Raw genomic sequence first — 14829 nt, 5'->3', positions numbered from 1 at the left:
CTTGGTATTCCCGCTGGCTATGTAGCAAGAGGGGGCGGATATCATGGGCGAAAAGAGGACCAGCCATAGGGTGGGGTGCTTCACAAAATGCTTCCTGTACCACGATGGGGCAACGTACGGATGTATCCTCGAAAATCTCTCGTTCTCCGGCGCCCTGATCAAGATGGGCCGTCCCCTGCCGGATCGGCTGCGGCAGGGGGACCGCTGCAGTCTGGTGTTGTGCGGAGACCCGGTCATATCCCCCGGCGAATATAACAGCACGATTGCCCGCTTGAACTTCCCCAGGATCGGCCTCCATTTCCAGGAAAAGGGAGGGGGGGCATGATCGGCATGCTGCAAAAGCGAAAGGCCGGTACCCCGGATGGGGTGCCGGCCTTTTTGCATCTGCTCCACTTCCGGGCCTGCTGCATCGGCTGGCTGACTCTTAGAAACATGCCCGAACCACGCCCCCATCAACCCGCAGGGCCGCACCATTGGTGGCGGACGAGAGGGTGCTGCACACGTAGACGGCCAGATTGGCAACCTCTTCCGGGGTAGCGAAGCGCTTGAGGAGCGAGGCCGGGCGCACGGTTTGGAAAAACTCCTTTTCGAAATCGGCGAAGGATTTCCCGCCGCTCAGTTTCGCTACGAAACCATCCACGCCTGCCGTGTGGGTCGGGCCCGGCAGGATCGCATTGACCGTAACCCGCGTGCCGGCACATGTCTCGGCAAGACCTCGCGAAACCGCCAGTTGTGCGGTCTTGGTCATTCCGTAATGGATCATCTCGGCGGGGATTTGGATGCCGCTCTCGCTGCTGATGAAGAGGACTCGCCCCCAATTCTGTTCCTTCATGCCCGGGAGATACGCTCTGGCGAGACGGATACCGCTCAATACGTTGACCTCGAAAAAACGCCGCCACTCTTCGTCGGAAATCTCCTCGAAAGGCTTTGGTTCGTAGATTCCCAGGTTGTTCACCAGAATATCCAGCGAGGGTACCCGCTGGCGTAGCCTGTCAACCTCTCCGGCTTGGGAGAGGTCGCCGTTGAAACCTTCCACCGACGCATTCGGTAGGGCACTTTTGATCCGTTCCCGTGCCGCCGCCAGGGAGTCGTCGTCACGCCCGTTGATGACCACGCGGGCTCCTTCCCGCGCCAGTGCTGCGGCTATGGCAAGGCCGATCCCCTTGGTCGAGCCGGAGACGAGCGCCTTTTTACCGTTAAGTTGCAAGTCCATGATATCTCCTTTTACTGGTGTGGTTGTCGTGTAATGTGAATTTGAGAGGCCGGATGGCCTTTGAAAGAAGTCTATCACGATGACGAAAAAATCAAGCAGCTGCCGGAAGGACGCATTTGGGGGATACGGAAAGGCGCCTGGAAATAGGGGTTGTGTCTCCGGAAATTTACTAGTAGGCTTGCGGATAAATCAGAATAACACCCCGAGAGGACCCTATGACAAAGGCCGATAAGGCACTGCTGGTAGCGGCATTGACGCCGGAGGAGACACGCTGGGCGACGGAACTTGCCGACAAACTGCCCGGTGATGTGGATTTGACGTTTGAGGAAGCCAAGATACTGACCAGAATCCCGATTGACAGGTGGCCGAAGAGGCTCCTGGCCAAGGTGAGGGATGCGATCGACTTCGAGGATTTTATCAGTGACGATCATGAGGGGGAAGAAAAGCCATGATCCTCCCCAAAGATTTTTAAAAGGCAGGACAAACAACGGGTGCGGACTGCGTGCGGAACACGGCCGCCCGCACCCGTTTTCGGTTAAAGACGGCTTACTTCGTCACGCCGAGCAGTTCTATCTCGAAGACCAGCGCTGCGTTGGCCGGGATGGGGCCGGCGCCCCGCTCACCGTAGGCGGTTGCCGCCGGACAGACCAGTTTGGCCTTGCCGCCCGTTTTCATCATCTGCACCCCTTCGGTCCAGCAGGCGATCACCCCGCTGAGGGGGAACTCGGCAGGCTCACCGCGTTTGTAGGAACTGTCGAACTCCGTCCCGTCGATCAGTGTGCCGCGATAATGTACCTTGACCTTGTCGCTGGCCGTCGGGGAAACGCCATTACCTTCCTTCAAGGGTTGGTAGACTATGCCCGTCTTGGTCGTGACGGCTCCCTTTTCCTTGGCCGCCTTGGCGAGGAACTCCTGAGCTGCGGCAGCCTGCTTCTCTCCCCGGGCGTTGCGGCGTGCGGTGGCCAGTTCCTGGGTCTTCTTCTGGTAGACATCCACATCCACGAGAGGTTTTGCCCCTGTTATGCCGTCCGCCAGCCCCTGCTTCACCAGATCGAGTTCTGCCGGGGTGAGATTGAAGACGGACAGTTGACGGGCGACGATGAGGCCAATGGCATACATGGTCTTTTGTTCTTCGGTTTGTGGAGCTTCGGCAGCAAAAGCCGGGAGAGCAATCAGGGTGACAAGTATGGCCAAGAATAATCTGCGCATGGTTTTCCTTTCGATGTTCATGGATTTAAAATGACGGTATTCTAGCAGAATTGACGGCTGAGACAACAAATAGATGCACTCCGGCGTGCTCTTGGGCAAAACCGTACTTTTCATGGGATTTAACCATGGCAGGGGTGTTCACCTTTCTTGCTTTTTTCGGCTGTCAACTATATGATTCCCCGTTGCGCATGCGGAGCGAAGGTGCGCTTCTCCCTCGGCAGCGTCACAACCGCCGCGCCGGAAGGAATCGACAACCTCTTTCAGGAAGCGGATCTGCGGATGGCTGCCGATAAGTCCTCCCATAAGGAGCCGGGCGCTGCCGGTCGGCAGACGGAATCATATGGTATGTGATGTCGCAGTTGCAGAAATTGCATGATACCGCATGGCCGGCTTTGGTCGGCCTGCTCCCAAGGATTGATGAATGCCTATTTCGCTGACGATCCGGCGGCTTCTGTCGATACAACCTATTGATCTGCCGGTCTTCCATCCCATAGCCCTCAAACTGATCCATCTGCTCTCCGATTGCAATTTCACCATCGATGAATTGGCGAGCACCGCCAACGACGACCAGGCCCTTGCCGGCCAGATCCTGAATATGGCGAATTCGTCCAGTTACAGTGGGCGGGTCAAGGTGGAGACGATCAAGGATGCGCTTATCCGGCTGGGGGCGCATCACGTTTCCAACCTGGCCATGGCGGCCTCCCAGGCGGCGCTCCATGCCTCGCACAACGGTACGGTCAATGCCATCATGCAGGAGTTGTGGCTCCACTCCCACGGCTGCGCCGTCGGCTGCCGCTGGGTGGCCATGAACACCGGCCACCGCGGCTTGGCGGAGCAGGCCTATCTGGCTGGGTTGCTCCACGATGTGGGCAAGTTGTATCTGATCAAGGCCCTGGAGCGGATAACCAACACAGGGGTTGCCCTGGCCGCGCTGGAACGGGAGCTGTTGTTGGAAATTTTCGGCGAATTGCATGTGGAACAGGGGACCCGCCTGATGGAGCATTGGAGCATGCCCGCCGTCTACCGTGCTGCCGTTGATAAACATTCCGGCGAGCATTTTGATCCCGATGATATGGTTCTTGTTATTGTCCGGCTTGTGAACGCGGCTACCAGAACCTGCGGCTTGAGCCTGGGCGCCGCACCGGACCGGCCGCTTGTGGAATTCCCCGAGGCGACCCGGCTCGGCATGGGCGAACAGCAGTTTACAGAGCTTGGGAGGGTGCTGGAAGCGTCCCGCAGTGTCTCTTTCCTGCCTGCTCCGGCATGATGCGCCGGCAGATGCATCAGCGATTTCCCGTTCTTTCGGAGTACGGTGCCATGACGACGAAAAATCTGAAAACGGCGTGCCTTCTGGCGCTTGTTGTTGTCTGCGTTACATGGCGGGAAGCCTACCCGTTCTGCTTCGATGAGGCCGGAGAGATGTATGGCATCAACCCCCTGGTCCTGAGGGCCATTGCCAAGGTTGAGTCGAATTTCGTGCCTGAAACGATCAACAAAAACAGTAACGGCACCTTTGACATCGGGTTGATGCAGATCAACACCATCTGGAAACCGGTACTCGGCGAGACGCGATGGAACTATCTCGGGGATGCCTGCTACAATACGAAGACAGGCGCATGGATACTAGCCAGCTGCATAAACAAGTATGGCTATAACTGGAAGGCCATCGGTTGCTACAACAGCCAGACGCCGGAAAAAAGCGAAGTCTACGCCAAGAAGGTCTTCAGCCATTTAAAGCAACTGGAACATCATAAAGAGTCCCAACCGGTGGACAACAAGATGAAAGAGGTTATGCTGGACCAGATAAACGGTCTGGTCGAATCCGCACAGCAGGGCAGAGGGGAGAAAAAGGTCGTCAAGTTCGTCCCCTATGTGCGCGTATCCCGTCAGACCCTGCGCAAACCGCCACCCCTTCCTTCCCGGGAGGCGGTAGCGCCGCAGCCGATCTCCGGCAATGACCTGCCGAAGCCCCCACCTTCTCCCGCAGCCAACTAATGTTGCGTGCTTCCCCTTGGTTGTAGCCTTGATTAATGGTATGGTGATTCCGATCCCTTTCCTGCAATCCGAAACGCCATGGAGAACCACTCACGATGCCTGAAAGCCCCCATCCTTTCCAGACCCTTATCCCCGGCTTCATCATGGATGCCGTTGAGAGCCAGGGGTTTCGTTGCGATTGCCGCACCCTTGCCCTGAATAGTTACGAGAACCGTGTTTACCAGGTCGGCATCGAGGAGGGGCACCCCCTGATCGCCAAGTTCTACCGCCCCGGTCGCTGGAGCGACGAGCAGATCGTTGAAGAACACCGTTTCTGCTTCGAGTTGGCCGAACATGAACTGCCGGTGGTGGCCCCTTGGACCAATGCCGCCGGCGAGAGCCTCTTTCGCCACGACGGGTTCCGTTTCGCCCTCTACCCGCGCCAGGGAGGGCATGCCCCGGAGTTCGACAACCTGGACAATCTGCTGATCCTCGGCCGTATGTTGGGCAGAATCCATCTCATAGGCGCCGTACAGCCGTTTGCCTCCCGGCCGACCTTGGACAGCCGGAGTTTCGGCCATGCCAGCGTCGAGCTGATCCGGGAGCACTTTATCCCGGAGGAGTACCGGGCAAGCTACACCGCCGTGACCGATCAATTGCTGGAGGCTGTGGACGGTATCCTGGCCGAGGCCGGGCCGATCCGTTACCTCCGCTCCCATGGCGACTGCCACAGCGGCAACATCCTGTGGCGCGACAATGCCCCTCACTTCGTGGATTTCGATGATGCGCGCATGGCCCCGGCGGTTCAGGACCTCTGGATGATGCTCTCCGGTGACCGCCAGCGGCGGATCGCCCAATTGGAAGTGTTGCTGGAGGGGTACAACGAGTTCTTCGACTTCAATCCGGCGGAGTTACGCCTGGTTGAGGCCCTGCGCGCCCTGCGCATGCTCCATTACAGCGCCTGGCTCGCCAACCGCTGGGAAGACCCGATCTTTCCCGCCACGTTCCCCTGGTTCAATACCGTCCGCTACTGGGGAGAACACATCCTCGATCTGCGCGAGCAACTGGCTGCCCTCGGGGAACCGCCGCTGGAACTGGAATAGGAGATGGCTGCGCAGTTGGGGGCCTTCTGGCCAGCGGCGCTTTCCAACTCATGGAGAAAAGAAAAAGGGGCTCGTGGGGGCCCCTCTGGATTTCAGCAATTATCTTATGTAACGGATTGTTTTAACAGAATTATATTTCACGGAACGGTGCGATTGGCCCTGGCTCGGCACGATGGGGGATGACGTCCCCGGAGCCGGGTCATGTATCCGGCTCTGCTGCCCGGGTTGGACCGGGAGTCCCTATCCCGCCAGACTGCCCCCCTTACCCCAAAACGTTACCCGCAGCGAAGCAGCTTTTTCCCGTCCTGGAACAGGACCTGCATCTTGTTGGGCGTAACCACAACCTTTACGACGCCGAGGCCGAACACGGGGTGAGCCACCAGGCTGTTCACGCGGAACTTGCCATTCATATCGTAAGGGAGCGCGCGTCCCGGCTCCATGGCCGGGCTGAGGGATTCCCACTCTTCCCGCTCGGCGGCTCCCGGGTCCTTTCTCGCTTTGCGGGGGGCAGCGGCTGCCGCTGTCCTGGTTGTCCTTGCCGCCGGTTCCTTGGTTGTCTTCTCGCCACGGTAATTATGCATCCCGCGGCAGGTATTGCACTCGACCCTGATGATCTTTTCCCCGACCATGGCGACAATGGTATGATTGAGTACTGCCCGGCAGCGCGTGCAGCGCGCCTCGATACAGTCCCCTGCCGCTAATTTTTTGGTTGCCATGCTGCTCTCCCGTATTCCCGACTATTAAATTTTCTTCATTCATCACAATAAAAAAACTCCGGACTGCTCCGGAGCATTATGTGGCGACGCACGTGACACGGTCTACACCGTGATGGTATCGTCCACGGATGTTTCAGCGTACCAGCTTTCCTGGGGCGCTGTCAAACAAAACAGGCCCGGCCGGACCTGCCGCCCTGGCGGGCGCCTTGTCGTTGCGCAGGCATCCCCTTGAAATACGGCAAGAAAGAACGCTACGCACTGTTTCGTTGCTGCCTCCGGCGGGGAGTTGGCAACCAAATGCGCGCCCGTCGGTTGCGGCCCTCACCGATTTGTGATACTACTTCCTAAGCGTCTCGTTTCTCTAAGAGAACCGGGGGGACCGATATTTCGAAGCAAGGAGCCGTATAACCATGGAACTGCTGGACGGTAAGAAGTGTGCTGAGAGCCTGGTGGCCGATATTTCCCGGAAGGTCGCCGGTTATATCGGCTCCGGCCTGCGCAAGCCGCATATGACCATCATCCTGGTCGGCACGCACGCCCCCAGCGAATCCTATGTCAAATCAAAGATAGCCTCCTGCGGGAGAGCCGGGTTCGAGGGGAACCTGATCCGCCTGCCGGAAACGGTCACGGAACAGGAGCTGTTGGCGAAGATCAGTGGTATCAACAACGACCCGAGCACCGACGGCGTGATCGTCCAACTGCCGCTTCCCTCCCATATCAACGAGCAGAACGTCATCAATGCCATCGCCCCGGAAAAGGACATCGACGGCTTCCACCCCACCAATTTCGGCCGCATGGCCCTCGGCCAGAAGGCCTTTCGCCCGGCGACCGCCTACGGCATCTGCAAGTTGTTGCAGTTCTACGATATACCGATCAGGGGGAAACACTGCGTCGTCATCGGTCGCTCGAACATCGTCGGCAAGCCGATCTCCATCATGCTTGCCAATGATTTCGATATCGGCAATGCCACCGTCACCCTGACCCATATCGAAACCCCGCGGGAACTCTTGCTGGATGAGACGCGCCGGGCCGATATCGTGATCGTGGCGGTGGGCATCCCCGGCTTTGTCAGCGAGGACATGGTCAAGGAGGGGGTGGTGCTGATCGATGTGGGCATCAACCGGCTGGAGAACGGCAAGCTTGTGGGGGATGTGGATTTCGCCGCCGTCGCCCCCAAGTGTTCCTGGATCACCCCGGTGCCGGGCGGTGTCGGTCGTATGACCGTGGCGGCCCTGATGATCAACACCCTGATGGCCTACGAGAATAATTTCAATTTGAACTGAAGCCGACCTTTCCGTAAAAACGGTGGAGTCAGCAGGTTGCAACGGCAATTCGGCCACAGAGCCGCAGAAGCACTGAGACGATAGCTTTTTCAAGGATAAAACGTTATGGCGTGTTTGAGTGGCACAACGGCTCGGATGGCTCGCTGCGGAGCGGCAATGCTGCTCGCCGTACTCATGCTTTGCCCCTGCCGGGTCGGTGCCCACAGCGAAGAAGCCTCTCAAAAACACCAAGCCGGCGATCCCTTCCCGAAAGAAGAGGGACCGGCGGTCGGGATCGATGAACGCCTGGGCGCCAAGATCCCCTTGGACGCGACCTTTCGCGACGAGACCGGCAAGACGGTCCGCCTGGGGGACCTGATCACCGGACCGACCATCATTCTCCCGGTGTACTACAGTTGTGCCAATGTGTGCAATTACCTGCAAGGGGGGCTGGCACGGGTCCTGCCGACCATAAAGAACAGGCCGGCGACCGAGTACCGTGTCATCTCCTTCAGCTTCGACGAGAGCGAAACGCCGCAACTCGCCGCCCGCTACAAGCGCATGTACCTGACCTCCATGAATGTCCCCTTTCCCGAGGACGGCTGGCGCTTTCTCACCGGTGATGCCGCAAGCATCCGGCGCGTGACCGCTGCCGCCGGGTATCGTTTCCAGCGCCGGGGGCGGGACTTCATCCATCCGGTGACGACGCTGGTGGTCGCCAGGGACGGCACCATCGTCCGGTACCTGTACGGCACGACCTTCCTGGCCAAGGATGTGTCCCTGGCCCTGCTGGAGGCGCGGGAGGGGAAGGCGGGGGCATCCATCCGCAAGGTGATGGAGTTCTGCTTCAGCTTCGATCCCACGGGCAAGACCTATGTCTTCAACCTGCTGCGGGTGAGCGCCACGGTGGTGATCCTCTGCGCCGGGGGCTTCCTGGCCTTTTTGCTGCTGGGCGGGACAAAGCGGAGAAAACCGGGCACCCTTGCCGACAAGAAAGGGCGGGATTAGCTGGATACCGGCCGGAGCATCCCCCCCTGCTATCCTGCTCATCAAGTCTGTAGTTCGAAATTTAGCCTTTCACCGTGAACATCGTTCTTCACCTTTCCGGGAGGTTTGATGACCACCGTTCAGCCTACGCAGCCAAGTTTCTGGAACGATACCGGCAAAACCGGCCTCGCGGCCTGGATATTCTCCACCGACCATAAGCGGATCGGACTGCTCTATTTCTACTCAACCTTCGGTTTCTTTCTGGTGGGGGTCCTGCTGGGGCTCTTGCTCAGGATCGAGCTGATGGCGCCGGGGCGCACCATCATGGGGCCCCAGACCTACAACGCCCTCTTTACCGTGCATGGCGTGGTGATGATCTTCCTCTTCATCATCCCCGGTTTTCAAGGTTCCTTCGGCAATCTGGTCATGCCGATCCAGATCGGCGCCCGCGACGTGGCGTTTCCCCGCCTGAACCTGTTCTCCTGGTGGCTCTACATCATCGGCGCCGTGATCATCATCACCTCGCTCTTCACCGGCGGCGGCCCGCCCGACACCGGCTGGACCTTCTATGTCCCCTTCAGCTCCCGCACCGGCACCAACGTCTCCCTGGCGGTGTTCGGGGTCTTCGTGGTCGGCTTCTCGTCGATCCTGACCGGTCTCAACTTCATCACCACCATCCACCGCCTGCGGGCCGAGGGGATGACCTGGGGCAGGCTCCCCCTGTTTGTCTGGTCCCTGTACGCCACCGCCTGGGTGCAGATTCTGGCCACGCCGATCCTGGCCATCACCCTGGTGCTGGTCATGGCCGAGCGGCTCCTGGGCACCGGCCTGTTCGATCCCGGCCGGGGGGGCGACCCGGTCATGTACCAGCACCTGTTCTGGATCTATTCCCACCCGGCGGTCTACATCATGATCCTGCCCGGCATGGGGGTGATCTCGGACGTGATCCCGGTCTTCTCCCGAAAGCCGATCTTCGGCTACAAGATGATCGCCTTTTCCAGCATCGCCATCGCGGCCTTCGGCTCCCTGGTCTGGGGACACCACATGTTCACCAGCGGCATGAGCGACACCGCCATCCTGGTCTTCTCGTTTCTGACCTTCATCGTCGCCATCCCTTCCGCCATCAAGGTATTCAACTGGGTGTCCACCCTCTACAAGGGTTCCATCTCCCTGGATGCACCCATGCTGTTCGCCCTCTCCTTCATCCTGCTCTTCTCCATCGGCGGCTTGAGCGGCCTGATCCTGGGGGCGGCCGCCACCGACGTCCACGTGCATGACACCCATTTCGTGGTGGGGCATTTCCACTATGTGATCTTCGGCGGCGCCGGTTTCGCCTTCTTTGCCGCCATGCACTACTGGCTGCCCAAGTTCTACGGCCGCCGCTATGCCGAAAAGCCGGCCATCGTGGCCTGGGCGCTCATGTTTGTCGGTTTCAACGTCATGTACTTCACCATGCAGGTGCTTGGCATGAAGGGGATGCCGCGGCGCTACTACGATTACCTGCCCGAGTTCGCCACCCTCAACCTGGTGGCCACCGTCGGCAGTTGGATCCTGGTGGCCGGGCTGATCGTCATGCTGGTGAATCTGTTCCGGGGCCTGTTCCGGGGAGAGCCGTTCACGGGCAATCCCTGGGGGGGAGCGACCCTGGAGTGGACGACCGCCACGCCGCCCCCCACGGAAAACTTCGAGCAGGAGCCGGTCGTCACCCACGGTCCCTACGACTTCAGGGGGACCGGTATCCCATGAGCCACCTCAAGGACGACAGCGGGGCCAAGCTCGGCATGTGGCTGTTCCTGTTCACCGAACTGCTCCTGTTCGGCGGCCTGTTCCTGCTCTATTCGGCCTATCTTTCCCGCTACCCCCATGAATTTTCAGCGGCCGGCCGTCAATTGAACGTGGTATTCGGCACGATCAACACCGTTGTTCTGCTGACCAGCAGCCTGTTCGTGGCCATGGCGGTCACCGCCGTGCAACGGGGCGAGCGTCGGCGCACCCTGTGGCTGCTCGGGGGGACGATCCTCTGCGCGGCCATCTTCATGGCGATCAAGTACGTGGAGTGGAGCACCAAGATCCTGCACGGCATCTATCCCAACTCCCCCCACCTGGCTGCCGGCCCTCCGGGGGAGTCGGTATTTTTCAGCCTGTACTTCATGACCACCGGCATCCACGGCCTGCACGTGCTGATCGGCGCCACGCTGTTGACCTGGGTCGGTAGCAAGGTGAAACGGGGCGCCGTCCACGGCGGAGATTACATCCTGCTGGAGAACAGCGCCCTGTACTGGCACCTGGTGGACCTGATCTGGATCTTCATCTTCCCGCTGTATTACCTGATTCTCTAGGAGTCCCACATGACGTCCGACACTGGTGCCCATCATATCGTAGGCTACGCCAAGCTGGCACAGGTCTGGCTGGCCCTGCTGGCCCTGACCGCCCTGACTGTTCTGATCACCCGCGTCGAACTGGGCGGCTACAAGGTGCTGGGGGCGCTGACCATCGCCTGCCTCAAGTCGGGGCTCGTGATCGCATTCTTCATGCACATGAAGTACGAGGGGCGGCTCTTGCGCTGGCTCCTGTTCGTGGCCCTGGTGACCCTGGCCATCTTTATCGGATTGACCTTCTTCGACGTGCTCTACCGCTGAGGAGCTACCGTGAATAGCGCATATCTCACAACCACGACCGAAGCCATCGACCCGGTCTTCATGTTCATCTTCGGGGCCTGCCTGGTGTTGCTGGTCGGCATCACCGCGGCCATGGTGTTCTTTGTGGTCCGCTACCACCGTTCCCGGGCTCCGGAGCCGACCTCCCAGGCCACGGGCAATCTCTGGCTGGAGGTCGTCTGGATCGTGCTCCCGACCCTCCTGGTGCTGGTCATGTTTTACTACGGCTGGGCGGGCTATCTGGCGCTGCGCAACGTGCCCAAGGGGGCCATGGAGGTGACCGCCACGGCCCGTATGTGGTCGTGGAGCTTTGCCTACGCCAACGGGAGGACCAGTGCCAAGCTGTATGTGCCGGTGAATAAACCGGTGAGGGTGGAACTGGTTTCCCGGGATGTGATCCACGGCTTCTACCTGCCCGCCTTCCGGGTCAAGCGGGATGTGGTGCCGGGGATGAAGAACTATGCCTGGTTCGTGGCCACCAAGCCCGGCTCCTACGACCTGTTCTGCTCCCAGTACTGCGGCACCGGCCATTCGGCCATGATCACCACCGTGGAGGCGCTGCCCGAGGCGGAGTTTGCCGCCTGGCTGGAGCAGCGGACCGGCAAGGGGGAACTGCCCGGCCATGAACTCCTGGAAAAGCATGGCTGTCTGGGATGTCACACCCTGGATGGCACGCCGGGGGTCGGACCAACGCTCAAGGGGATCTGGGGGCGAAGCGAAACGGTCCTGAGCAATGGTGCGGAGCGGCACATCAGCGTGGACGAGGCCTACCTGCGGCGCTCGCTGCTGGAACCGAACGCCGATGTGGTCAAGGGCTTCCAGCCGATCATGCCTCCCTTTGCCGGGGTGCTCACGGAGGCTGAGGTCAAGGCGATCATCGTGTATCTCCGCACCGGCGGAGCAGCTGCCCCCAAACTCGACGGCAGGAAGCTGGCCCAGGAAAAGGGGTGTCTGGCCTGCCACTCCCTGGACGGCCGCCGTGGCGTCGGCCCCACCTTCAAGGGGCTTTTCGGCAGCCGGGTTACGGTGCTGAGGGGGAAGACAAAGACCATTGTTACGGCCGACGAGGGGTATCTGCGCGAGTCGATCCGCCAACCGGGGGCCGCTGTGGTGGAAGGGTTTCAGGCGATCATGCCCACCGATCCCGACCTGTCGGACGATGAGGTGACGGCCCTGGTGGAATTCATCGAGGGGCTCAGGTGATTGCCCCCCTGCTCAGGCTGTTCCGGCCGCGCTTGGCGCTCTTGAACGGCGTTGCCGCAGTGGCTGGCTATCTCCTCCACCCGGCCGAGGTGCGGGTCCTCTCCTTGGGGGCGCTTCTGGGCGGGGTGGCGCTCCTGGCCGCCGGGGGCTCCGCCATCAACCAAGTGGTCGAGCGGGACCTGGACCGCCTGATGGTGCGCACCAACCGACGTCCCCTTCCTCAAGGCGACCTGACGCCCCGTTCCGCCACGGTCATCGGCGCGGCCGCCGTGACGGGCGGCCTGCTGCTCCTGGCCGCTGCCGGCGGGTTGCTCCCCCCGCTGCTCGGCGCCGCGGCCCTGGGGTGGTATCTGGCGATCTATACCCCCCTCAAGCGCCGCACCTCCCTTGCCCTGGCAGCGGGAGCGGTGTGCGGCGCCGCGCCGCCGCTGATCGGCTGGTGCCTGGCCGGGGGGAGCCCAACGGATTACCGGGTCATGTTCCTGGCCGGGCTTTTGTACCTGTGGCAGATTCCCCATTTCTGGCTCTTCCAGCGCCGCCATGCCGCCGATTACCGCGCCGCCGGCATCCCGCTCCTCCGCCCTCCGGTCGGGGAGACCGGCCTGGTGTGGCTCTGGATGGCCGCCTTGACCGCCGCAGCCATGCTTTTGCCGGCCTTCGGCATCATCGGGCAGCAGGCCGCCCTCTGGTATGCCCTCTTTCCCCTGCCGCTGGCCGTCATCTCCCTGGCCCGTTCCGAAAGATTCCTCTTCCCGTACCTCAACCTGTTCCCGCTTCTGGTGACCGTAACGCTCTCCCTCGGCCGTTTTTGAACTGGCACATTGTTGCCGTCATCGATACCTTGTTCAGGAGGCACCCATGTTCAGAATAACGATGCAGGCCTGTGCGGTTGTGCTGGTTACTGCGTCTCTGCTGGGAGGGTGCAGCAATGAGCCGCCCCAAGGGGGGGAACGCCCCCCCGCGGCAGCGCCGCGGCAGCAACAGGTACAGAGGGGTGAGGAATTGTTCAGACAGTACTGCGCCGCCTGCCATCCAGATGGCGGCAATGTCAGCGACCCGGAACGCACCCTGCGGGGACGGGCCTTGCGCTCGCACCATATCACCAAGCCCCAGGATATCGTGCGGATCATGCGTACCCCCATTTCACGCATGATCCGCTTCGATGCGGCAACCCTGTCCGACGAGGATGCCGGGGCAATCGCCGAGTATGTGCTGTACGCCTTCAGGTAGGATGGATACGCAGGCGGGGGGCTGCCGCTGATGCCATGGTGGTGACCGCCCCGGTTGGTTGCTTTTTTTCGCCGGCATGATACTATCGGGCACACATTTCTCCCCGCGAACCGTTTTAGCTGGTTTTCGAGGTCGCAAGGCAGGTACGTCATGACGATATTCAGGATGTTTGGTGCCGTAGCAGTTTTCTTTATGGCTGTTTCACTAGCGGATATTTCCTCTTCAAGCGTGTGGGCCGCGGAGGGGGCAAGTGGGGGCAACGATCCGGCAATCCCGGCATCGGCCGATCAGGTCTCGCCGGCTCCCCAAAAGAGTCTCGGCGCGGTTGTCCCCAAGAAGATGAAAAAGAAAAAGTCGTCGGCCAGGGGCAAGACGTTGCGCAAGGCACCTTTGGCGATAGTCGAAACCGCTCCCGGCAAAAGGCTCTCCATCGGGGAGGTTATGGCGCTCCTGAAAACGGGGCGGGACCTGTCGGGCAAGAACCTGAGCGGCATGAACCTGACGGGGGTTAATCTCAGCAAGTGCAACCTGAAAGGCGTTGATCTGAGTAATGCCAACCTGGAGCGGGCCGACCTGGGGGAATCGGACTTGGAACGGGCCAATCTTGCCGGTGCAAACCTGCGGATGGCCAGCCTGAAGTTGAGCGGCCTCACCGGCTCGAATCTGGAAAACGCCATTCTTGACGGGGCCATCTGGCAGGATGGCAGGATCTGCGGGAAAGGGTCCCATGGTATGTGCCGGGAAGCCGTTTCGCCCTTTGCTTCCAAGTAATCCACCCTGAATCCGAGCACGATACCTGACCAACGTTATTTACGGACACGTTCCAAACGACAAAAGGCGGCCATTGGCCGCCTTTTGTCGTGGTTGTGTGTCTGCATTACTTCTTCAGTCCAAGCAAGGCTGCGTCGTTACGCCGCCAGATGGAAATCGTCGTTTTCCGTATACTTGGAGAACGCCTTGAGGAAGGATTTTTCCTTGCCGTTCTTGATGGTCTCCGTCAACGTACTATCCGTCGTCCGAGTCGTTCCACAGAACAGGCAGGTCACCACATTCTCGGCGGACCCATCCGCAGCGGAATCAATCCCGAAATAGTGTCCATTGGTGTTGCATACTGGGCATGTCATGATTCTTCTCCTCTTTAAACTACCTCTTTAATTTAGTAATACTATAAACAGCGTATTTTAAAAAAGCAAGTGGTAATACCAAAATTATTCAAACAAAACAAAATGTTACACGATTGTTGTATTACTGGATAGATATGTTTTCTATTTTTGA

19 protein-coding genes are annotated in these 14829 nt (G+C 60.0%); 15 read left to right on the top strand and 4 right to left on the bottom strand.

The annotated features are described in order from the left end of the window. Positions 1-43: 43 nt before the first annotated feature. Entirely contained in the window at positions 44-325 is a 282-nt protein-coding gene (locus ET418_RS06705; protein ID WP_149306806.1) for a PilZ domain-containing protein, read from the top strand. Positions 326-424: 99 nt separating this feature from the next. Here ET418_RS06705 and ET418_RS06700 read toward each other — a convergent pair whose 3' ends face one another. Next, the gene (locus ET418_RS06700; RefSeq protein ID WP_149306805.1) at positions 425-1213 is read right to left on the bottom strand and encodes an SDR family NAD(P)-dependent oxidoreductase; all 789 of its coding nucleotides are present in this window, start codon (positions 1211-1213) and stop codon (positions 425-427) included. A 215-nt stretch (positions 1214-1428) separates the two neighbouring features. Between ET418_RS06700 and ET418_RS06695 the strand changes: the two genes are divergently transcribed. Continuing rightward, positions 1429-1665, top strand: coding sequence for a hypothetical protein (locus ET418_RS06695; RefSeq protein WP_149306804.1), 237 nt, complete (start codon positions 1429-1431; stop codon positions 1663-1665). A 94-nt stretch (positions 1666-1759) separates the two neighbouring features. Here the strand turns inward: ET418_RS06695 and ET418_RS06690 are convergent, their stop codons facing one another. Beyond that, positions 1760-2422: an FKBP-type peptidyl-prolyl cis-trans isomerase gene (locus ET418_RS06690; protein ID WP_149306803.1), complete on the bottom strand. Its 663-nt coding sequence runs from the start codon at positions 2420-2422 to the stop codon at positions 1760-1762. 201 nt (positions 2423-2623) lie between these two features. Between ET418_RS06690 and ET418_RS18105 the strand changes: the two genes are divergently transcribed. The 4 genes from ET418_RS18105 (at position 2624) to ET418_RS06675 (ending at position 5499) form a co-directional block, all read left to right on the top strand. Next, a complete protein-coding gene (locus tag ET418_RS18105) occupies positions 2624-2773 on the top strand; it encodes a hypothetical protein (RefSeq protein ID WP_188055365.1) in 150 nt (49 codons plus the stop codon). Positions 2774-2843: 70 nt separating this feature from the next. Further along, on the top strand, positions 2844-3689 hold the full coding sequence (locus tag ET418_RS06685; RefSeq protein WP_149306802.1) for an HDOD domain-containing protein: 846 nt from the start codon (positions 2844-2846) through the stop codon (positions 3687-3689). A gap of 50 nt (positions 3690-3739) precedes the next feature. Further along, a complete protein-coding gene (locus tag ET418_RS06680; protein ID WP_149306801.1) occupies positions 3740-4417 on the top strand; it encodes a lytic transglycosylase domain-containing protein in 678 nt (225 codons plus the stop codon). Positions 4418-4512: 95 nt separating this feature from the next. Then, on the top strand, positions 4513-5499 hold the full coding sequence (locus ET418_RS06675; RefSeq protein WP_149306800.1) for a serine/threonine protein kinase: 987 nt from the start codon (positions 4513-4515) through the stop codon (positions 5497-5499). Between the two features lie 275 nt (positions 5500-5774). Here ET418_RS06675 and ET418_RS06670 read toward each other — a convergent pair whose 3' ends face one another. Then, complete coding sequence (locus ET418_RS06670) at positions 5775-6215, bottom strand: hypothetical protein (RefSeq protein ID WP_149306799.1); 441 nt, start codon at positions 6213-6215, stop codon at positions 5775-5777. A gap of 410 nt (positions 6216-6625) precedes the next feature. Between ET418_RS06670 and ET418_RS06665 the strand changes: the two genes are divergently transcribed. The 9 genes from ET418_RS06665 (at position 6626) to ET418_RS06625 (ending at position 14325) form a co-directional block, all read left to right on the top strand. Then, the gene (locus ET418_RS06665) at positions 6626-7498 is read left to right on the top strand and encodes a bifunctional 5,10-methylenetetrahydrofolate dehydrogenase/5,10-methenyltetrahydrofolate cyclohydrolase (protein ID WP_149306798.1); all 873 of its coding nucleotides are present in this window, start codon (positions 6626-6628) and stop codon (positions 7496-7498) included. Positions 7499-7654: 156 nt separating this feature from the next. Beyond that, entirely contained in the window at positions 7655-8485 is an 831-nt protein-coding gene (locus tag ET418_RS06660; RefSeq protein WP_246152972.1) for an SCO family protein, read from the top strand. Positions 8486-8593: 108 nt separating this feature from the next. After that, positions 8594-10210: a cytochrome c oxidase subunit I gene (ctaD, locus tag ET418_RS06655; RefSeq protein ID WP_149306797.1), complete on the top strand. Its 1617-nt coding sequence runs from the start codon at positions 8594-8596 to the stop codon at positions 10208-10210. Continuing rightward, positions 10207-10803, top strand: coding sequence for a cytochrome c oxidase subunit 3 family protein (locus tag ET418_RS06650; RefSeq protein WP_149306796.1), 597 nt, complete (start codon positions 10207-10209; stop codon positions 10801-10803). Before ctaD ends, ET418_RS06650 begins: the two co-directional genes overlap by 4 nt. Before the next feature lie 9 nt (positions 10804-10812). Further along, a complete protein-coding gene (locus ET418_RS06645) occupies positions 10813-11103 on the top strand; it encodes a cytochrome C oxidase subunit IV family protein (RefSeq protein WP_149306795.1) in 291 nt (96 codons plus the stop codon). A 9-nt stretch (positions 11104-11112) separates the two neighbouring features. Beyond that, positions 11113-12324, top strand: coding sequence for a cytochrome c oxidase subunit II (coxB, locus tag ET418_RS06640; RefSeq protein WP_149306794.1), 1212 nt, complete (start codon positions 11113-11115; stop codon positions 12322-12324). Beyond that, positions 12321-13136, top strand: coding sequence for a UbiA family prenyltransferase (locus ET418_RS06635; protein WP_149306793.1), 816 nt, complete (start codon positions 12321-12323; stop codon positions 13134-13136). The genes coxB and ET418_RS06635 overlap by 4 nt, the downstream gene beginning before the upstream one ends. A gap of 46 nt (positions 13137-13182) precedes the next feature. Next, positions 13183-13554, top strand: coding sequence for a c-type cytochrome (locus ET418_RS06630; RefSeq protein WP_149306792.1), 372 nt, complete (start codon positions 13183-13185; stop codon positions 13552-13554). A gap of 192 nt (positions 13555-13746) precedes the next feature. Then, complete coding sequence (locus ET418_RS06625) at positions 13747-14325, top strand: pentapeptide repeat-containing protein (protein WP_218043377.1); 579 nt, start codon at positions 13747-13749, stop codon at positions 14323-14325. Positions 14326-14462: 137 nt separating this feature from the next. Here the strand turns inward: ET418_RS06625 and ET418_RS06620 are convergent, their stop codons facing one another. Then, a complete protein-coding gene (locus ET418_RS06620; RefSeq protein ID WP_149306790.1) occupies positions 14463-14678 on the bottom strand; it encodes a hypothetical protein in 216 nt (71 codons plus the stop codon). Positions 14679-14829 lie beyond the last annotated feature (151 nt).

Origin of the sequence: Oryzomonas rubra, assembly GCF_008369015.1 — a bacterium.
Lineage (GTDB): Bacteria > Desulfobacterota > Desulfuromonadia > Geobacterales > Pseudopelobacteraceae > Oryzomonas > Oryzomonas japonica.
Note: the sequence above shows the minus strand (reverse complement) of the source record. Positions and strands in the feature narration are given on the sequence as shown.